Origin of the sequence: Gluconobacter japonicus (assembly GCF_002723975.1) — a bacterium.
GTDB lineage: Bacteria > Pseudomonadota > Alphaproteobacteria > Acetobacterales > Acetobacteraceae > Gluconobacter > Gluconobacter japonicus.
The window spans coordinates 97,054-116,598 of sequence record NZ_BEWO01000009.1; the positions used below are offsets into that span (position 1 = coordinate 97,054).

Annotated in this window: 21 protein-coding genes and 1 tRNA gene; 12 read left to right on the plus strand and 10 right to left on the minus strand. The window is 55.8% G+C overall.

The window, feature by feature from the left end:
- The first annotated feature begins 52 nt into the window (after nt 1-52).
- Nucleotides 53-1,228, plus strand: coding sequence for an NO-inducible flavohemoprotein (gene hmpA, locus GJA01_RS08195; protein WP_062504523.1), 1,176 nt, complete (start codon nt 53-55; stop codon nt 1,226-1,228).
- A 3-nt stretch (nt 1,229-1,231) separates the two neighbouring features.
- On the opposite strand, the gene GJA01_RS08200 is transcribed toward hmpA, so the two are convergent.
- The gene (locus GJA01_RS08200) at nt 1,232-1,837 is read right to left on the minus strand and encodes an FMN-dependent NADH-azoreductase (RefSeq protein WP_062504525.1); all 606 of its coding nucleotides are present in this window, start codon (nt 1,835-1,837) and stop codon (nt 1,232-1,234) included.
- Nucleotides 1,838-1,929: 92 nt separating this feature from the next.
- On the opposite strand from GJA01_RS08200, the gene GJA01_RS08205 reads away from it, so the two are divergent.
- Complete coding sequence (locus GJA01_RS08205) at nt 1,930-2,310, plus strand: winged helix-turn-helix transcriptional regulator (RefSeq protein WP_023944099.1); 381 nt, start codon at nt 1,930-1,932, stop codon at nt 2,308-2,310.
- 45 nt (nt 2,311-2,355) lie between these two features.
- Entirely contained in the window at nt 2,356-3,102 is a 747-nt protein-coding gene (gene dapB / locus GJA01_RS08210) for a 4-hydroxy-tetrahydrodipicolinate reductase (RefSeq protein ID WP_172794483.1), read from the plus strand.
- A 23-nt stretch (nt 3,103-3,125) separates the two neighbouring features.
- Here the strand turns inward: dapB and GJA01_RS08215 are convergent, their stop codons facing one another.
- A complete protein-coding gene (locus tag GJA01_RS08215) occupies nt 3,126-3,923 on the minus strand; it encodes an SDR family NAD(P)-dependent oxidoreductase (RefSeq protein ID WP_062504529.1) in 798 nt (265 codons plus the stop codon).
- Nucleotides 3,924-4,210: 287 nt separating this feature from the next.
- Between GJA01_RS08215 and metK the strand changes: the two genes are divergently transcribed.
- From metK to GJA01_RS08250, 7 genes are all read left to right on the plus strand, one after another.
- Complete coding sequence (metK, locus tag GJA01_RS08220) at nt 4,211-5,395, plus strand: methionine adenosyltransferase (protein WP_062504531.1); 1,185 nt, start codon at nt 4,211-4,213, stop codon at nt 5,393-5,395.
- 4 nt (nt 5,396-5,399) lie between these two features.
- Nucleotides 5,400-6,095: a tRNA (guanine(46)-N(7))-methyltransferase TrmB gene (gene trmB, locus GJA01_RS08225; RefSeq protein ID WP_082204547.1), complete on the plus strand. Its 696-nt coding sequence runs from the start codon at nt 5,400-5,402 to the stop codon at nt 6,093-6,095.
- Between the two features lie 41 nt (nt 6,096-6,136).
- Entirely contained in the window at nt 6,137-7,777 is a 1,641-nt protein-coding gene (locus GJA01_RS08230) for an electron transfer flavoprotein-ubiquinone oxidoreductase (RefSeq protein WP_062504533.1), read from the plus strand.
- Between the two features lie 106 nt (nt 7,778-7,883).
- The gene (locus tag GJA01_RS08235) at nt 7,884-8,633 is read left to right on the plus strand and encodes an electron transfer flavoprotein subunit beta/FixA family protein (protein ID WP_062025556.1); all 750 of its coding nucleotides are present in this window, start codon (nt 7,884-7,886) and stop codon (nt 8,631-8,633) included.
- On the plus strand, nt 8,633-9,538 hold the full coding sequence (locus tag GJA01_RS08240; RefSeq protein WP_062025554.1) for an electron transfer flavoprotein subunit alpha/FixB family protein: 906 nt from the start codon (nt 8,633-8,635) through the stop codon (nt 9,536-9,538). Before GJA01_RS08235 ends, GJA01_RS08240 begins: the two co-directional genes overlap by 1 nt.
- A gap of 118 nt (nt 9,539-9,656) precedes the next feature.
- The gene (gene lepB / locus GJA01_RS08245; RefSeq protein WP_062504535.1) at nt 9,657-10,358 is read left to right on the plus strand and encodes a signal peptidase I; all 702 of its coding nucleotides are present in this window, start codon (nt 9,657-9,659) and stop codon (nt 10,356-10,358) included.
- Nucleotides 10,359-10,418: 60 nt separating this feature from the next.
- Nucleotides 10,419-10,495 (plus strand) — tRNA-Pro (locus GJA01_RS08250).
- A 99-nt stretch (nt 10,496-10,594) separates the two neighbouring features.
- Here GJA01_RS08250 and GJA01_RS08255 read toward each other — a convergent pair.
- From GJA01_RS08255 to GJA01_RS08270, 4 genes are all read right to left on the minus strand, one after another.
- The gene (locus tag GJA01_RS08255) at nt 10,595-11,206 is read right to left on the minus strand and encodes a hypothetical protein (protein ID WP_062504537.1); all 612 of its coding nucleotides are present in this window, start codon (nt 11,204-11,206) and stop codon (nt 10,595-10,597) included.
- Complete coding sequence (locus GJA01_RS08260) at nt 11,203-11,955, minus strand: C1 family peptidase (protein WP_062018371.1); 753 nt, start codon at nt 11,953-11,955, stop codon at nt 11,203-11,205. Before GJA01_RS08260 ends, GJA01_RS08255 begins: the two co-directional genes overlap by 4 nt.
- Nucleotides 11,956-12,060: 105 nt before the next feature.
- Nucleotides 12,061-13,398, minus strand: coding sequence for a glycoside hydrolase family 68 protein (locus GJA01_RS08265; RefSeq protein ID WP_062504539.1), 1,338 nt, complete (start codon nt 13,396-13,398; stop codon nt 12,061-12,063).
- A 43-nt stretch (nt 13,399-13,441) separates the two neighbouring features.
- Nucleotides 13,442-13,801 (minus strand): hypothetical protein, encoded by a 360-nt coding sequence (locus GJA01_RS08270; protein WP_062504541.1) that lies wholly within the window; start codon nt 13,799-13,801, stop codon nt 13,442-13,444.
- Nucleotides 13,802-14,032: 231 nt separating this feature from the next.
- Here GJA01_RS08270 and GJA01_RS08275 point away from each other — a divergent pair, with 231 nt between their 5' ends.
- The gene (locus GJA01_RS08275) at nt 14,033-14,419 is read left to right on the plus strand and encodes a hypothetical protein (RefSeq protein ID WP_062018376.1); all 387 of its coding nucleotides are present in this window, start codon (nt 14,033-14,035) and stop codon (nt 14,417-14,419) included.
- A gap of 60 nt (nt 14,420-14,479) precedes the next feature.
- Here the strand turns inward: GJA01_RS08275 and hemH are convergent, their stop codons facing one another.
- A complete protein-coding gene (gene hemH / locus GJA01_RS08280) occupies nt 14,480-15,511 on the minus strand; it encodes a ferrochelatase (RefSeq protein WP_062504543.1) in 1,032 nt (343 codons plus the stop codon).
- 464 nt (nt 15,512-15,975) lie between these two features.
- On the opposite strand from hemH, the gene GJA01_RS08290 reads away from it, so the two are divergent.
- Entirely contained in the window at nt 15,976-16,398 is a 423-nt protein-coding gene (locus GJA01_RS08290) for a host attachment protein (protein ID WP_062504545.1), read from the plus strand.
- An 18-nt stretch (nt 16,399-16,416) separates the two neighbouring features.
- Here the strand turns inward: GJA01_RS08290 and GJA01_RS08295 are convergent, their stop codons facing one another.
- The 3 genes from GJA01_RS08295 to GJA01_RS08305 all read right to left on the minus strand — a co-directional run bounded on the left by GJA01_RS08295 (nt 16,417) and on the right by GJA01_RS08305 (nt 19,535).
- The gene (locus GJA01_RS08295) at nt 16,417-17,526 is read right to left on the minus strand and encodes an anhydro-N-acetylmuramic acid kinase (protein WP_062504547.1); all 1,110 of its coding nucleotides are present in this window, start codon (nt 17,524-17,526) and stop codon (nt 16,417-16,419) included.
- The gene (locus GJA01_RS08300; protein WP_062504549.1) at nt 17,526-18,413 is read right to left on the minus strand and encodes an N-acetylmuramic acid 6-phosphate etherase; all 888 of its coding nucleotides are present in this window, start codon (nt 18,411-18,413) and stop codon (nt 17,526-17,528) included. The genes GJA01_RS08295 and GJA01_RS08300 overlap by 1 nt, the downstream gene beginning before the upstream one ends.
- A 78-nt stretch (nt 18,414-18,491) precedes the next feature.
- Nucleotides 18,492-19,535, minus strand: coding sequence for an aspartate-semialdehyde dehydrogenase (locus GJA01_RS08305; RefSeq protein WP_010503381.1), 1,044 nt, complete (start codon nt 19,533-19,535; stop codon nt 18,492-18,494).
- Nucleotides 19,536-19,545: the final 10 nt, after the last annotated feature.

Consider the following 19,545-nt stretch of genomic DNA (forward strand, 5'->3'; position numbering starts at 1 on the left):
GAAGTCACGCGCCTAAAGATGTATTTGTTATACACCTTTAAGAAGACCTATCATGTCCTCTTCAGACCGCAGCCTTACTCCAGATGTTATCGCCGTCATCAAGGCGACCATTCCTGCACTGGAAGCGCACGGCCTCGACATCACAACCGAGATGTATCGTCGTCTGCTGGCCGACCCTGCCATTGCTGAAATGTTTGACCCGACCCATCAGTCCAAGGGAACGCAGCCTCGCGCTCTGGCCATGGCTGTTCTGGCGTATGCGAAGAACATCGATAATCTTGGCGTTCTGGGTGGCGCGGTAGAACGCATTGCCCAGAAGCATGTCAGTCTGGAAATCCTGCCCGAACATTATCCGCATGTCGCAACGGCGCTTCTTGGAGCGATCCAGCATGTTCTGGGTGAGGCCGCGACACCAGCAATCCTGGATGCCTGGGGTCGGGCATACTGGGCTCTGGCCGATATTTTGATCGGTCGCGAACACCAGCTTTACGATACAAGCGCTCAAGCTGAAGGGGGTTGGACAGGCTGGCGTTCTTTCACGATCGCTCAGGCCCATAGGGAATGTGAGAACGTGACAACGCTCGAACTCAAGCCAGTGGATGGCAAGAGCGTCATTCAGGCTGTTCCTGGCCAGTATCTTGGCGTGGATCTGAATATTCCAAGCCATGGTCAGACACGTCGCAATTACAGCATCACGTCAAAGCCAAGTCACGATGGATACACCATCAGTGTCCGGCATGTGCCAAACGGTATCGTCTCAACATGGCTCAACAGCGCAGACAGTGTGGGGCATGAGGTTCGCCTGTCACCACCGGCGGGCGAGTTCGTTCTCCCGGAGAAGATTGAAACGCCCGTTGCATTCATCTGCGCTGGAATCGGGATCACGCCCATGATCGGCATGATCGAATCTTTGGCAGAAAAATCAGACGCCGTTCCGGTCAGCGTTATTCAGATCGCACATTCTGCGGAAGCCGCTCCTTTTTCCAGTAAACTGCGCGAGCTTGCAGACGCCTCAGAAAACATCAGCCTTTATACTCGCCTGACGTCTGTAGACGGTCGGCCCGATGCGGACTGGATTGCGTCACATCTTCCAGAAAACGCAGCCTACTACCTGTGTGGTCCAACCGGCTTCATGCGCGAGATGGTGCAATCTCTCCCGAAAGCCGGCATTCCAGCCGAACGTCTGCGCTACGAGACATTCGGGCCGGATACCGGCGTAACGGACTAAACTTTAAAGAGCAGCAATGGCGCTCTCTGCTTCCGCAAGGATACGAGGGCGGTCATTGCCACCATTTGTAGCAAGGCCTTCAGCCTCGATGACCTTAATATCCGTAACACCAAGGAAACCAAGAACGGCCTTGATGTAGGTCACCTGATGCTCAAAAACAGCCTGTGGCGTTCCTTCTGAGTAGATGCCGCCACGGGCGCCAGCGATCACGACCGTCTTGCCACCGGCAAGGCCTTCGACGCCATTTGCCCCATAACGGAACGTCTGACCGGCGATTGCAATACGATCGATCCAGGCCTTGAGCTGGCTGGGAATTCCGAAATTGTACATCGGCACACCAAGCACAAGGATGTCGGCTGCCTTGAAATCGGCCAGAGCCTTTGCACCCGCCACGAGCACAGGATTGGACGCGGCATCGGCTGTCAGCTCTTTCCCCAGAAATGACAGTGATTCGCCATCCAGGTGCGGAAGCGGTTCTGCGGCCAGATCAAGGGATGTGACCTCCAGATCCGGATGTTTCTGGCGATAACGCTCAACAATCGCAATGCTGAGCTGACGGGAAGCGGAAAAACCGCCGAGAATGCTGGAGTCGATATGAAGGAGTTTCATCTTTTCTCTTCCGGTTCCTGATCGTAACCAGCACAAGATAAGAAACCTTTCTCACACCTTCGCAAGACGGCACATTCAGGGATCATAGGCACATGGATGTTAGTACCCTTCCTCCCCCCATAACGCACGAGAGCGACACATGCGCCGTTGTCCGCGCTATTTTGGCTCGCGTGGGAGACAAGTGGAGTATCCTGATCGTTCGAATTCTGGGGGACGGCTCCATGCGCTTTAGTGAGCTTCGCCGCTCCATTGAGGGAATTTCACAGCGTATGTTGACTCTGACGCTGCGAAATCTGGAACGGGACGGGTTAGTCAAACGCACAGTGACACCAACAACCCCGCCCCGCGTCGACTACGCCCTGACAGATCTGGGCCGCTCCCTCCAGAGTATTACAGAAGCTTTTGGGCGATGGGCCGTTACCCATCGGGATGAAATCGAGAATGCCCGCCAGCGTTTTGACGCGCGCCAATAATCCCCTAGGTTGCAGCCAACAGTTTCTGACGGTCAGGCACGGATTATGACGATTTCTCCCCGCATCGGTATCGCTGGCATTACAGGCCGGCTGGGCTCACTTTGCGCTGAGGAGGCCGGAACGTCATTGGTCGGGGGACTATCACGTCACGCCGATGAAAGTCGGAACATTACATCCAGTCCGACGCGTCTTGCCGAAGGCTGCGACGTCGTAATCGATGTCAGTCATGGCTCCACGGTTCAGGTCCATGCCAAAGCGTTTACAGACGCAAAATGTCCGTGGGTTCTTGGCACAACAGGGCTTGGCGCTGACGATCAGGCCGCTGTCATGGAGGCTTCAAAGCATATTCCAGTCCTTCAAGCCGCCAATTTCTCCCCCGCCCTGACGCTTTTTCTGGAGCTCGCCAGACAGCTTGGCGCGGGTTTGCCGGGATACGACGCAGAAATTGTCGAAGTTCACCATCGCCAGAAAGTGGATGCCCCATCCGGCACAGCCCTTGCGATTGGCCGGGCTGTCGCGGAAGGACGAAGCATTGCTCTGGAAGATGTCATGCGCCTGGACCAGAACGGCGCCCGCCCGGACGGAGCCATCGGTTTCGCATCCCTGCGCGGCGGCCAGATCGTTGGCGAACACGACCTGATGTTCATGGCGGCAGACGAACAGATCACTCTGTCTCACCGCGCCCTCGATCGCAGGGTCTTTGCCCGCGGAGCCATCATGGCAGCCCAATGGCTCGCACAGCAGCCACCGGGCCTGTACGGCATGGCGGACGTACTTCGTCGAGCAGTTTAACCGCCCGACGAAAAAGAGGTCTATCAGCCTCCAGAAATTTCCAGATTTACACCAGTCATATAGCTGGAATCGTCACCAAGGAGGAACGCGACCACACCGGGGATTTCATTGATATCGCCATATCGACGCATCGGAACGCTCCCGATCATCTGCTTGACGACTTCCTGCGGATTGGTTGAGAAATACTGCGTGTTTGCCTTCGCCTGAAGCTCAACCTGACGATCCCACATGAAGCCCGGCCCCATGTAACCCGGGCTGATTGCATTCACCCGGATATTGTATGGTGCGAGGTCATAAGCAGCGGTTTCGGTCAGGGCAATGATCGCCCCCTTGGAGGCACCATAAGCCGCCATGTTCGGTGGTCCCTTGACGCCCGCCATGCTGGCCGTGTTCACAATGCGTCCGTAGCCATTCTCGATCATGTGCCGCGAGACCGCTTTCAGAACATGGAAAGCGCCCGTGACGTTGATGTTCAGAACCTTCGGAAAATCTTCAGCCGGATAGTCCTGAACCGGAGCAAAAGCGCCCTGATATCCCGCATTGTTAAACAGAAAGTCGATTTTCCCGAAATCGGAGATCACACGGCTGACCACGTCATTGACGGAAGACTCAGACGTCACGTCGCAGACATAAGACTGTACGTTCACACCCTTTTCGCGAACAGCGGCTTCAGCTTTCGCAAGAGCATCCGCATTCATATCCAGCAGGGCAATGTCCGTTCCCATCTCTGCAAGACGCAAAGCGGTTGCAAGGCCGATATTACCTCCGGCTCCCGTCACCAGACATGATTTACCGCTAAAGAAGCTTACAACGTATGCCATGTGTCCCTCGTTGAGATACGGCGTTTTTGACCCGGCTATACATATCTTGAAAAAAAGCGTTCGTCTGCCCCTGTTTCTTCACCATGCCGGATCGTAGATAACGATCTATATTCTTTCTTGTTTCACAATATCTTACACAGGACGTTGAGAGAAAATTCCCTTCACCTTCCCCAAGGCACTTGACCCCTGCGTGCAATTCCGCCAAGCCGTGCCTTCCTGAATGCTGCAGTCCGTCCGTCATGGCGTCTGCGGCCCTTTTCACCACTCATTCCCTGCGAGGTCCCTGAGTGCGCAATCACGGCGATTTCCTGTTCACCTCTGAATCCGTTTCCGAGGGCCATCCCGACAAGGTGGCAGACCGTATCTCCGACACCGTCCTGGACGCTTATCTTGAAGCCGATCCGGAAGCCCGCGTTGCCTGTGAAACGCTGGTCACGACGAACCGTGTCATCCTGGCCGGTGAAGTCCGTGGCCCGAAGGCTGTCGAAGACACGCTGATCGACCGCGCACGCGGGGCCATCAAGGACATTGGCTACGACCAGGAAGGCTTCTCCTGGAAAAATGCCGAGATCACGTCTTACCTGCACGCGCAGTCCGCTGATATCGCCCAAGGCGTGGACAGCGGCAGCGACAAGGACGAAGGCGCTGGCGATCAGGGCATCATGTTCGGCTTCGCAACACGCGAAACCGAAAACCTGATGCCGGCTCCGCTGTTCTACGCCCAGACGATCCTTGAGCGTATCCGCGACTACCGCAAGAACGGCGACGCCCGTGGCGCCGGCCTTCTTCCGGACGCGAAGAGCCAGGTCACGCTGCGTTATGTCGATGGCAAGCCGGTTGGCGTGACGTCTGTCGTGATTTCCACGCAGCACGCTGAAGGCATGAGCCAGAACACGATCCGCGAAACGCTTCGCGGCGTGGTCAATGACGTTCTGCCAAATGGCTGGAGCTGCCCGGAAGACGAGTTCTATGTGAACCCGACCGGCAACTTCGTCATTGGTGGCCCGGATGGTGATGCTGGTCTGACAGGTCGTAAGATCATCGTAGACACATACGGTGGTGCAGCCCCTCATGGTGGTGGCGCATTCTCAGGCAAGGACCCCACGAAGGTTGACCGTTCGGCTGCTTATGCTGCGCGTTACCTTGCCAAGAACGTCGTTGCCGCTGGTCTCGCAGATCGCTGCACAATCCAGCTCAGCTACGCCATCGGCGTCTCCAAGCCGCTTTCGGTCTATGTGGACCTCGACGGCACAGGCAAGGACATCGACGAAGCACGCCTCGGCCTGCTCCTCAATGAAGTTGTGGATCTGTCCCCGCGCGGCATCCGCAAGCATCTGCGCCTGAACCGCCCGATCTATGTTCCGACGTCCGCCTATGGTCACTTCGGCCGCGTGCCGAATGCTGCTCTGGACAACTTCACCTGGGAACAGACGGATCTGGTTGATACCCTCCGTAACGCACTGAACAGGTAAGACCCTGACACAGTCTCTCAAACCCCAGCCGGAGCGGCTTTACGGCCGCCAGCGCGGCCATCCGCTCCGGGCAAGACAGCAGCATCTTCTTGAAAAGACGCTGCCGCGCTTCACTTTTGCGTCCGCAGGGAACCCAACCGCCGGGTTTTCCTCGCCGGTCTCGCGCGTCTTTCTTGAAATCGGATTTGGCGGCGGCGAACATGCTGCTGCCCAGTCTGAAATGAACCCGGATGTCGGGTACATTGCCTCAGAGGTTTTCGAGAACGGCCTGTGCTCCCTGATGTCGCGCCTCGTGCCAGACGGTGAGGAAGATACAGCACCACCACCCGAGCATTTCCGGATCTGGCCAGAAGACGCACGTCTTCTGCTCAAGGATATGCCGGATGGCTGCCTGGACCGCGCCTATCTGATGTTCCCGGACCCATGGCCCAAGTCACGCCATGCAAAGCGTCGCTTCGTGCATCCGGAGAACCTTCGGGAGCTCCATCGGGTTCTCAAGCCGGGTGCCATCTGGCGCGTGGCGAGCGATCACCCTGTCTATCAGGACTGGGTGATCGAAGTGATGGGCAAGCAGGATCTGTTTGATGCCCCCCCTCCGGAGACGGAACGTCCCGAAGGATGGTCCCCAACCCGATATGAGGCAAAAGCCTTCCGGGAAGGCAGACAGCCCTTCTACTGGACCTTTACCCGGCGCCCTTGAGGCGCCGTCCCTTTATCTGACTACAGTGAGTTCCTGACATCATGACCCAGATCGAACGCGAAGAAATGGAATTCGATGTCGTGGTGGTCGGTGGTGGCCCCGCCGGTCTGTCCGCGGCGATCCGCCTCCGACAGATTGCGCCGGACGCGTCGATCTGCCTGATCGAAAAAGGGAGCGAGATCGGTGCACACATCGTCTCTGGTGCCGTCATCGAACCGCGTTCGCTTGAGGAACTCCTGCCAGACTGGCGCTCTCTTGGAGCGCCGCTGAACACGGAAGTCACGGAAGAACGTATGCTGTTCCTGACGGAAAAGCGCGCCATTCAGATTCCGTATCTGGACCGCGTCATGCCCCATATGGCGAACCACGGCAATTATGTGGTGTCCCTCGGGGAAGTCTGTCGCTGGCTGGGTGAACAGGCCGAAGCCCTCGGTGTTGAGATCTATCCCGGCTTTGCAGGCGCTGAACTGTTCATTGAAAACAATCGTGTTGCTGGCGTCATTACGGGCGACATGGGCATCGAGCGTGACGGCACGCATGGCCCCAACTTCACACCCGGCATGATCCTCCGTGCCAAACAGACAATCCTGACCGAAGGCGCACGCGGCTCCCTGAGCGCCCACGCCATGAAGCGTTTTGGCCTACGCAAGGGTGTCGATACCCAGACTTACGGCCTTGGCATCAAGGAAGTCTGGGAGGTCCCGAAGGAAAAGCATCGCCCCGGCCTCGTCCAGCACAGCTTTGGCTGGCCGCTGGATGACCACACCTATGGTGGCGCATGGCTCTACCATTTCGGGGACAATCTGGTCAGCTATGGCTTCGTAACCGGCCTAGACTACAGCAACACCTACCTTTCGCCCTTCGAGGAAATGCAGCGCACGAAGCTGCACCCTGCTTTCCGGGAACACTTCGAGGGTGGCAAACGCCTGATCTACGGCGCCCGCGCGCTCTCTGAAGGCGGCCTTCAGTCCATTCCTCGCCTGACATTCCCCGGCGGCGTTCTGGCGGGTGACTCAGCAGGCTTCCTGAACGTTCCCAAAATCAAGGGAACACATACCGCCATGAAATCCGGCATGTTGGCCGCCGAGGCTGTGGCCGAAGCGCTCCAGACCGAGTGCACGGAAGCCTCCAGCCTGACAGAACGCGTCCGCAATTCCTGGCTCTGGTCCGAACTGCGCGATGTCCGCAATATCCGTCCGGCTTTTGCCAAATGGGGCATGAAGGCTGGTGCGCTTTACGCGGGCATCGACAGCATGATCTTGCGTGGCCGCGCCCCTTGGACACTGCATCATCCGCATGCCGACAATGAGACGCTACGTCCATCAGCACTTTGCGAGCAGATCGATTATCCAAAGCCAGACAACGTCCTGACCTTCGATCGCGTCAGCTCGGTTTTCCTCAGCGCCACCAATCACGAGGAAAACCAGCCTGTCCATCTGAAGCTGCGTAACGAAGCCATTTGGCGCACCGTCAATCATGATGTGTTTGACGCACCAGAGAGCCGTTACTGCCCGGCAGGTGTCTACGAGCAGGAAAAAAGCGGGGAAAATGAGTGGTCCCTGCGCATCAATGCGCAGAACTGTGTCCATTGCAAAACCTGCGATATCAAAGACCCGACGCAGAATATCGAATGGTGTACACCTGAAGGTAGCGGCGGCCCAAACTACCCCGTCGGGATGTAACTCTTTCAAGCACACGGGCCGCTTTCTGACCGGAATGTGACTTTCTGATCCATTTCCGCTACGGTGGCGCCCGTTTTTCCAGCGGCGTCAGCAGCGAAAGATCACGATGAAAATTCTGGTCCCAGTCAAAAGGGTGGTCGATTACAACGTCAAGGTGCGTGTAGCGGCCGATGGTAGTGGTGTCGAAACGCAGGGCCTAAAAATGTCCCTGAATCCGTTCGATGAAATTGCGGTGGAAGAAGCCATCCGCCTGCGCGAAAAAGGCGTGGCAACTGAAGTGGTCGTCGTGACCATTGGTGTCCAGGCGGCGCAGGACATTCTGCGTACCTCAATGGCCATGGGTGCAGACCGGGCCATTTTGGTCAAAACAGACGATACGCTTGAGCCGCGCGCCGTCGCCAATGCGCTGAAAGCCATTGTCGAACGTGAGCAGCCGGGTCTTGTCTGCATGGGCAAGCAGGCCATCGATGACGACATGAACGCAACCGGCCAGATCCTGGCAGCCAAACTTGGCTGGCCACAAGGCACGTTCGCCAGTGCGGTGACCGTTGCGGACGGCCGCATTGAAGTTTCTCGCGAAATCGACGGTGGTACGGAAGTTGTTTCTCTGGCACTTCCCGCCGTGGTGACAGCCGATCTGCGCCTCAACGAGCCGCGCTATGCGTCCCTCCCAAACATCATGAAGGCTCGTAAGAAGCCGCTTGAAACGCTTGAGGCTGCCGATCTCGGCGTTGATCTTGCCTCCCGCCTTACTGTCGTTTCTGTCGCAGAGCCGGCAGAACGCAAGGAAGGTATCAAGCTAGGCAATGCGGCCGAACTGGTCGAAAAGCTCAAGACAGAAGCGAAGGTGATCTGATGACCGCTCTTGTTCTGCTCGAAGTCGAGAATGGCGAAGTCCGTCAGGCATCACGTTCAGCCCTGACAGCCGCCGCACGCTTTGGCGATGTAGACGCCATCGTTTTTGGTGAGGGCGCCAGCGCTGCCGCAGCCCTGCCTGGTGTCAAGCGGGTTCTGTCCGTGCCCGGCCTAGCCACGGATCTGGCCGAACCTGCCGCCGATCTGCTGGCGTCCATCGCAAAGGACTACAGCCACATCGTGGCGTCTGCCTCTGCCAGCGGAAAGAATATTCTGCCGCGTCTGGCGGGCCTGCTTGACGTTCAACCCATCCCGGATGTGGTCGAAATCAAGGATGCCGAAACGTTCGTTCGTCCGATCTACGCAGGCAATGCACTGGCAACCGTCCGGTCTTCAGACGCCATCAAGATTCTGACGGTTCGGGGTTCCAGCTTTGATCCCGCTCCGAAAGACGGCGGCTCCGCTCCGGTTGAGACACTGGACGCACCAGTCAGCGAAAAGTCCGTTTTCGTGAAGGTGGAACTCTCTGCCTCCGATCGCCCGGAACTCGAAGCTGCCCGCGTGGTCATCTCGGGCGGCAAGGGCATGAAAGACGCAGCAAACTTCAAGTTGCTCGAACCCATTGCCGACAAGCTGAACGCCGCTATCGGTGCATCCCGTTCCGCTGTGGACTCCGGCTTTGCCCCGAACGAAATGCAGGTCGGCCAGACCGGCAAGATCGTGGCTCCGGAACTCTACATTGCTGTTGGCCTGTCTGGCGCAATCCAGCATCTGGCCGGCATGAAGGACAGCCGCGTCATTGTAGCCATCAACACGGACCCGGAAGCCCCCATCTTCCGTGTCGCCGATTACGGTATCGTGGGTGACCTGTTCGAGGTCCTTCCCGCACTTGAAAAGGCTCTCTGAGCATTCTCAGCAGGCGATCCATGACGGATTGCCTGCTTTTTTCCTGACACAAAGTGTCCAGAACTTAAGTTGCAGACGCCCTTCCGTGTGACATTCTATTGCACGACGGAGATACCTAATGACCCTGCGACGTACATTCCAAAAAATTTTTCCCGCGCTTCCTTTGCTGCTTGGCGCGTTTTTCATTCACAGCGCATTAGGTGCTGGTTATGTCGTGCCTTCGGCCTCAATGGAGCCAACACTCGAAATCGGCGACGAAATCATCGCTGCCGTACCATCTTATGGATGGGGAACAGCCAATCTTCCTTTCGCAGCGCGACTTTCGGTTCTTCCGCATTTCCGTCTTTTTACCCGCTTGCCGCATCGCGGAGATGTGGTCGTTTTCCGAGCCCCTGCCAACCTGAATGAAACCTGGGTCAAACGTGTCATTGGGCTGCCGGGGGACACGATTGCTCTATCCAACGGTCGTGTCGTTCTAAATGGAAAAACCCTTCCCTGGCACGACAAAGGACAGGGCCAGGCAGAACTCCACCCGGGAATATCTACCCCTGCAAGACGATATGAGGAAACATTCCCCGACGGGTCTCACCACGACATTCTCAAATTAACAACCATAGGAACACTCGACACCGTTCCTATGTTTACGGTTCCAGCAGGCAAGCTCTTCGTGATGGGCGATAACCGTGATGACTCTGCAGACTCAAGAGTCCCCGTCGAAGACGGCGGCGTCGGTCTTTTACCAGTCTGGAACCTTCAAGGAGAAGTAACCACGGTGCTATTTTCATGGCGACACCTCAAAAGATTGCTGCTCCCCGTCTGATTTTCAGACGCGCCCTCTTGCGCATTCTGTAAATCCCCGTTAGGAGAAGCGCCATCGGCACGGAGTGTAGCTCAGCCTGGTAGAGCACTGTGTTCGGGACGCAGGGGCCGGAGGTTCGAATCCTCTCACTCCGACCAGCCGATTTAACGGGAATCAGAAAATCTGATGAGAGCAAAGAAGAAAATGCTCTTCCGTACGCATTCCATATACAACTTTGACCTTACGCTTTCTGCTTCTCAGTACTCATGTAGTCCTACGAATGGACGAACAGGCTGATCGGCTTTGCATAGTTTCAAAACATCCAGCTTTTGAAGCTCCAGAATATGCGCCGCCAACGTCTGCCGAGACATCAGAATTTTCTCCCCTTCGCTTTCACGAATAGTGTCGGACTGGCTCATCAAAGCCCCTGCATATTCAACCTCACGCTGCATTTCTGCATCCGGCAACGCAGAGAGAGGCACAAACTGCACGGGCAAACTCAATTGCTGTGTTTTTGAACGGCTGGCCTCTGCCGTAATGCCCAGAACAGGAACGCTCGTCAGGGCCGAAACAGAAAAAGAACCAGACTGGGTCAGAGTACCATTCAATTGCATGGCTACAGGTCCGGAAACAAGCGCAACAACAGGGTCCACGTTTCGCTGCGCACATTGCAACGCACGAACATTGGCATCAAAATGGGCTGTCTGCGCTTCAGACCAGTTCTGCACATCCGAAGCGCTTACAACACCCGCTTTCGTCAGGTCTTTTTGAACACCAGCCAGTGCAGCGCTAATTGAAGTCTGCGCACCGCTGGTAAAGACACAACCCGACAGCAAAAGCCATACGGGCAAAACATAGAACAACCTCATGCCGCACTCATTTCCGCAACGAGTGCATGAAGATCTTCTGCTTTGGGAGAAACACCGCACACTGTCAGCCAATTCTGCCGACTGACGAGCCCGTAAGCCTCATCGCAGATCCGCAGCAATGTATCCCAGGGCATAAATGTCCGATTGCCCCATGTATTGAAAAATACACCCTCAGCCGTGTAACCCGTCAGTGCGATCGCATGACCGCCTACATAGGCATGATCCTGAATGGCGTCCCAATCCCAATTCGCACCCAATGGAAGATCAAGGAACCCACGAGGCACCTGCACCCCCGCCAGAACGCCTCCAAGATAAGAAATACCCCGCTTGATCCCATTGACGGAATGGGAATCAATAACCCCGTAGGCCGTCAGATAATCTTTGGTCTGACCAGGCCGTACAAAGCCGTTTCTCTTCCAGTATCCCAACTGTTCAAGCAGAACAGTGCCATTATCGTTCTGGCCGGTTACCGGATCAAATCCCGTAACTGCGCCATAATTCTGCAGAACCTGCTCGCTGGACAGAAGAACCAGCCCCTGAGCCGCCTTGGTCCAGGTAGCCGTAAGAGCCGCGTGCGCAGCAAACGCACAGCACCCGAACCGATCATTGCCCCACATTTGATAAGGCACACCTTCAGACCAGTCCTGACTTTCCGGAACCTCTGGAACACGCGCCGCCAGAACGGGCGAAAACCGATAGGTCCGCGCATCATAACGGGGTGGCAGCTTTCCGAGCCTGCGTTCCATCATCAATCAACGCTCCAGAAAAATGAAAAGCCACCCCCACGCAGGGGATGGCTTTCACAATGTCTCAATCCCGATTTTCAGGCAGAACGAACCCTGCCTTTATAAAAATCAGGCGCGAACGTCATAGGCCAGAGAAGTCGGCCAGGCGACCTGCGCAAAAACCTGAGCATAGTCATGAACTTCCGTCAGGAACGTCCGGTCACCATCAAGAACCAGACGCACCGTCGGAGCAAGCGTGCCGCCAATACGATAGGTATCAGGGCTTTCAGCATTCTGGCCAGCCGCCGGAATCGTATCGATAAACGACTGAACGTAGCCCTGCGCATCCACAAAATGCGAATACGTCGAATACGGCTGCGAAGACGGGTTACCAAGTACCAGACCCGAGCTGTTCAAAGGCTTGTAGGGACCAAAAATTCCCTTCTCGGAGACGAAACCATACACACCATCAGGGCCCGTACTTTTGCCCGTATAGGTGGAATGATGGCTGATGGTGAACAGATAGGTCAGACCGTCCTTGAAGACGAAATGCGGACGCTCCGTCTGGTCATTCACGCCCAGAGCCGTCACCAGAGCAGGCATCAGCTCCCAACGGGAATAATCGCCCTTACGCCAGTTGGACACACACCGGGAGAGACCGATTGCCGCAGCACCATATTGCGCACCCGGATCCACCGCATAACCTGGCGGAACATGGCCCATCTCGTCAGAACCGACGACAAACTGCCCCCGCATGCCAGGAACATTGCCTTCGAACAGCGTATAAAGCTCGCCATCGCCCGGATTGATGAACGGCTGCGGGTCACGAAAATCGAAATACGCATCTTCAGAAGCGTTGGCATAATAAACGCCATCCGCCTTGAACATTTCCGTGCTGGCCGAGAAGCCCTCAAACCAGACACCCTTGTCATCAGCATGAATGGTGCCGGAGCAAACAGCCGGAACAGAATTACCATCCGGCGCACCAACGGACGTGTAGAACATGTCGACCTTGTTCTCGCTGCCTTCACGCATCACCAGAGAACCGGACCACTCCCAGGGACGCAGATCAGCAGACGTCTGAAACAGGCGGCCACCCCATGTCCACTCAACACCGTCGGCGCTGTACCAATAGCCGATATAGGCGCGATCATTGCGGGAGTGCCATTCGTCATAAATCTTGGCATTGGTCTTGTCGATTTTGTCCACAGCCAGGGACCAGAGAACAAACCAGCCCTTATACGTCACAGTGCGCATATGCATGTCACGAAGGGTGCCACTGTCCCAGATCATCACATCGTTAGACATGACCGGGAAATTGTAGTCGATTACCGGCATTGTCGTTGTCGGATCGTCCGTACGAACCTTCAGCGCGTCAGCAATCGTCCACCGGGACGAGCGATAGTTCGGAAGCACGCGACGAACAGCCGTGTGCTGATCCAGAATTCGGCTGGAAATAGCATTCATATTTTCATGATCCGTATTGAATAGTGTTTGAAAAATAACCCTGTCAGGCGCCTTGTTGCGGAGCCTTGCCAGGAGAAGGATCAGTTGCTCCCGGAGCAGCGTCTGTTTTCACGCTCTCTCCGTCTTTCGGGACAACGACCTTCTTGCTGACCTGCCGTTCCAGACGGTTGGCAGCCCAGCCAATATTCAGCCCCAGAAGGGCCACCAGACGGTAAATTCCGTTGAATCGTGATGTATTCTGTGGGGGAGGCAAAAAGACCGTAACCAGTTTGCATCCAATAATCAGTAAAGCCACCCACAGCTCATATCGAGCCGGGATGTCGGCGAGCAGACCAGAAAGGTCGAAACCGGAAATATCCACACTCTGAAATCCTGCTTGGCGCACAAAAAAAAGAGGCTGCATCCATCGGGATGAGCCTCTCGTAAAATCTTATTTTCAATATGAATTATCGAACCATCAGCTAAGCGACTTATGGCTCAATGCCACAGTTATATGAAAAATCCGGATGCAGTTCAAGCGTAAAATGTCAGATACGCCCAAGATGAGTTGAAACCTCTCCTGCACACCCCTAATTTCGACATTGGGAAAGTCTCTTTTTTCCCAAAGAGACATCGACGAGAGATCACATCCATCATGACGATCCGTTTAACGCGATCCGCACTGGCTTTTGCAGCCCTGCTAACCGCTACTCCAGCCCTTGCCGAGCCAGGCGGCTGTATCAAATACGGCGCAGCCGGTGCTGTCGGCGGTCACCTTGCCAATCACCATGCCGTTGTCGGTGCCATGGGAGGATGTGCTGCCGGCATGTACCGCCGTCATCTGTATCGCAAGGATCTGCGCGAGAAAGCAGCTCTTTGGGACAAGGAACACCCAGCAGACCCGAATGCCAGCTGGTGGCAGCGTCATCATGATGCAGCATCCACCAAGCAGAAAGCAGAATGGTATGACGCCGAACACCCTGAACCAGGCCCCAATACACCGGCGCCTGCGCCCCAGGCTCAGCCCAACCAACACTTCTGAAAACAGAAACGCCCGGCCTGAAGCCGGGCGTTTTCTCTTCCAAACGCTCTCAATCACCTCTCAGGAAAACTGAAATCCCTTAAGCGCAGACCGGGAAAGACCCTCCAAAAGGTCGATGGCTTCGTCCGTATCGTTCAAACACGGAATCATGGCGAACTCTTCACCGCCAGCATGCATGAATTCCTCACGAAGCTCATTGCCAATTTCGTCGAGTGTCTCAATACAATCCGACATAAAGCCGGGCATAATCACCGCAATCTTGGTGACCCCCTGCTTGGGCAGCGCGGTAACATAAGGTGCCGTATAAGGCTGGATCCACTCCAGCGGCCCAAAGCGAGACTGGAATGTGAGCGGCATCTGCTCATCACTAAATCCCAATGCTTTCCGCAAGGCTACAATCGTACGCTGACACTCTTCCTGATAGGAATCGCCTTTTTCAACGCAGGTTTTCGGCAATCCATGAAAGGAGGCAACAATAGCCTGAGGCTTGAAAGACAAACCCTCCAAAGTCTTACGAACAGACTGTTCCAACGCACGGACAAACAACGGGTGATCCGGAAAAGACGGCATCGTCAGCACAGAAGGCTGACGGCGTAACTTCATAAGTGCACGGAAAAGATGATCGTTCGCTGTCGCAGTCGTCGTCGCTGAATACTGCGGATAAAGCGGAATGCTGATGATCCGGTCACACCCTTTATCCATCAGGCTTTCCACACCCTGTGCCACAGACGGCTGCCCGTAACGCATTCCCCATTCAACAGGCACGCCATCGCTCTCGAGACGCAAAGCCAGCTTCTCAGCCTGTCGCTGGGTATAAACTCGCAATGGCGAAGCATTCTCTTCGCGATCCCAGATGCGTGCATAATTAGCACCACTGGCGAATGGACGTTTTGTAAGGATGATGCCCTGCAAAATGGGCTGCCAGATCAACGGCGGACTTTCAATCACGCGTCGATCAGAAAGAAACTCACTCAGGTAACGACGTACAGCAAAGTAGCCAGTATCGTCAGGTGTCCCGAGATTGAGGAGAAGAACGCCAGTCCGCCCATGAGGAGGAGAAGCATTGCGTGGTTTTTTGAAAAAAAAGGCCATAGTGCCCTTCAGTGTGAAACAGGGCTAGCAACGGCGAAAGAGGAAAAACGTATCAAGTGTAGGGATACGCGTCCCTTTCGGGACGCTATCGTCGGCGCTTTACACGCGCATAGGAGAAGCTTGGTCGCTCAGCCCTTAGGGATGCATTGTAAATAATAACCGCCGTGACGGCACCGATTGATCCGATATACGGCATGAAAGTATTCATCAGAGCCATATTCGCCTCCTTGAACCCTCTGGGAAAGTTTTCCGTGGGCTCAATATTGAGAGTGGTCATATCGCCGCCGGGTTTCAAGAAAAAAATTCATATTCCCCGCGGAAATTTTATCTTCGCACGAAATAACTTTTATTTTTCTGGATCTTAGCGCTTCGGGAATCGGTCAGAATCCTCTTGAGAAGGCAACTTCCCGACACCCCACCCGTTAAAACAGAGACACATTTGATTGTTCGGAAGGACCACTCCAATGGCGACTCAAGATCCAGTCATCTACGTCATCGCTGACGGCGAAAAAGGCCGCTTTCTTCGCCTGGAAGGAAGCCAGCTTCGCACCATAGAGAATTTTGACCTGCATAAAGGCTCCGACGCTGCCAAAGACGTAGGGTCCATCAAAGCAGCTCACACAAATCCCAAAGAGCAGCTCAAAGCCCATTTCACAAAAGATCTGGCGACGCACATCAATAAAGCCGCACAGGATTCCAATATCGAGGGCATTTTCCTCGTGGCTCCAGCGCAGGCACTGCACGATATCCGCGAGCATCTCGACAAACCAACAACCAAAAAGCTGTTCAAGACCCTGACTAAGGATCTGACGAACACCAGCGATCATGACCTGCTCAAGCATCTTGACCGCCCAGAAACCGGATGGCCTGAACTCGCCCCGGTCTAAGTCAAGGGGCAGGCTGCGTCATGCTACGGCGCGGCCTGCCACGCAGGCCTGACGTGTTCCTGTGGTCTGAGGCCATGAAGAGGGCAACCGTCGAAGATAACGGACAGCCAGAAGCGCAAAACACTGCGCCTCCAACGCATCACCATCCCACCCCAGAGCGTCAACAGACGCTACGTTTCCAAGGCGCGAACGCAATCGGTCCATCAGCACCGGATTATGTCGTCCACCGCCTGCAACAAACCACCTGTCCGGCGTAACATCCATCGGTGTCCGAGCAATCGCCTCCACCGTAAATGCCACTAATGTTGCAGCCCCATCTTCGGGCGAAAGCGCCTGCACAGCTTCCATAGCAGACCCATGAAAGCTCAACCGGTCCAAAGATTTCGGCATCGGACGTTTGAGATACGGGCTATCCAGCAATCGCTCCAATACCCCCCGATTCACTGTCCCCTTACGAGCCAGGGCACCATCGGTATCGCACGCCACACCCGTATGACGCTCCGCCCAATCATCCAGCAAAGCATTGCCTGGCCCCGTATCACAGGCCCAGACCTGACGAGCACCATCCTGAACCGGCCCCAGCAGCGTGACATTCGCCACGCCCCCGATATTCAACACGGCTACAGACTTCTCTTCTCGCTCCAGAAGCGCTGCATGAAGGACAGGAACCAGCGGCGCTCCTTCGCCCCCATAATCCAGATCCCGTGCCCGAAAATCATAGATAACGGGAATGCCGCACTGCTCCTGCAACAAAGCACCATCACCAATCTGCCAGCTTCGCCCAATGTCCGGCTGATGCAGAATGGTTTGCCCATGAAAGCCAATGACGTCCGGTACAATCGTCGGCACCATGTTCCGAAGCGCGGTTACGGCCTCGACATGCCTGAGTGTTACCGCCCGTTCGACATCCTTCAGATCAGCCTCAGTGCCAGAAAGTTCGGCGGCATGATCCAGAAGCAATCGCAGCCGATCTCGTAACATCTGATCATACGGAAGCGTCAAACCTGGCCCATACTCTGCAATGCGTTCCCCATCCGTAAGAACAAGGGCCGCATCCACACCATCGAGCGACGTGCCGCTCATCAACCCAATAGCCCAGCGCAGATCGGCCGATCCGGTCTCAGGCATTACAGAGCAGCCAAAACAGCATGCAGATCACCCTTATGCCGCTGAAGAAGGTCTTCAACATGATCGGCCGCCACCCCATGCCGGATCAGAACAGCCCGTTTCACATTCCCACCGACCAAGGAAAGCGCTTCACGCACCTCTTCATCAGTCCCTCCGGCAAGCTCAGACACCATGCGCTCGGCACGTTTCTGAAGCTTGTCATTGCTGATGCGCATATCCACCATACGCCCACGATACACATGCCCAAGCCGCGTCATCAGAGCCGTAGAAAACAGGTTCAGCACTACCTTCTGCGCGGTCCCTGCCGCCATACGGGTTGATCCAGCCAAAACCTCTGCTCCAGTCGGAATAGAAATTCCAATTTCAGCGTCCCGAAGCAGACGCCCATCCGCATTGCCGCTAACCCCGATCGTCAGCGCCCCTGCATCACGGCCAGCCCGTACCATCGCGCAGGTGTAGGGCGTGTTTCCGCTAGCAGCGACCCCAATCACCACATCATCCGCAGTCGGAACATGCTCGCTCAGGTCAAGACGCGCCTGATCTTCACGATCCTCTGCCCCCTCAACTGCCTGTGTCCCGGCCCCCGCTCCGCCCGCAAGCAGCAGAACTAGACGCTCCGGTGCAAGCCCGAAAGTCGGCGTCAATTCAACTCCGTCCTGAACCCCAATCCGACCAGATGTCCCTGCTCCCGCATAAATCAGACGACCACCCCGTTGAAGACGTGGCACAGCAGCGTCAACAGCCCGCTCAATCGAAGGGAGCGCCTCCCCAACCCGATCCAGCGCAGATTTCTGCGACTCCAGTAAACGCCCTAGCAGAGCATCCAGAGGAAGAAGCTCAATGGTCTGGTTTGCTTCCAAAACGGTCTCGGTGCGTGGAACAGTCACAGCTAACCCTCTTTATCCCGACATAAAAAATGCGCCGGAAGGTCTCCCTTCAGGCGCATTCCAATCTGCAAACGATACTCAGTCCTTCGGAGGAAGCAGCGCCCCATCCTTCAGAAGATCCTGCTCAACCAGACTCTCCGCAATCTGCACGGCATTCAAAGCAGCACCCTTGCGAAGGTTGTCAGAGACACACCAGAGCGCCAGACCATTCTCCACGGTCGGATCAATTCTCAGGCGCGACACATACGTCGCATCTTCCCCAACGCACTCAATCGGCGTCACATAGCCACCGTCCTCGCGTTCATCACGCAGGATCACCCCCGGAGCCTTACGAAGCGCTTCACGGGCCTTCTTGAGATCAATCGGCTTCTCACACTCAATGCTGATCGCCTCGGAATGCCCGATGAAGACCGGCACCCGCACGCAAGTCGCCAGAACCTGAATATCCGGATCGAGAATCTTGCGGGTCTCAACCGCCATCTTCCACTCTTCCTTGGTCGCCCCATCATCCATGAAGCGATCAATATGTGGAATGACGTTAAAGGCGATCTGCTTGGTAAACTGCGCAACCGTCGGCGGATCGTTCACGAACGTGCCCTTGGTCTGACCAAACAGCTCGTCCATGCCATCTTTCCCCGCACCAGACACCGCCTGATACGTCGAAACCACAATACGCTTGATCTTGAAGAGATCATGCAACGGCTTCAGGGCCACTACCATCTGTGCAGTGGAACAGTTCGGGTTCGCGATGATGCCACGACGCGCCTTCTTCAGCGCTTTAGCATTCACTTCCGGCACAACCAGCGGAATACCCGGCTCCATACGGAAATGGGACGTATTATCGATCACGATACAACCCGCTGCCGCAGCCTTCGGCGCATAGACTGCCGAAATCTCACCGCCCGGCGAGAAAAGGGCAATATCCCAGCCTTTGAAATCAAACGTCTCAAGATTCTGAACCTTGAGAACCTTCTTGTCTCCAAAGGAAATTTCTTTCCCGACCGAGCGCGGCGACGCGAGCGCCACAACCTCGTCAACAGGGAAATTCCGTTCCGCCAGAATGCGTAGCAGTTCGCGCCCCACCGCTCCCGTGGCACCCGCAACCGCAACCCGATAACCCATGATCTTTTCC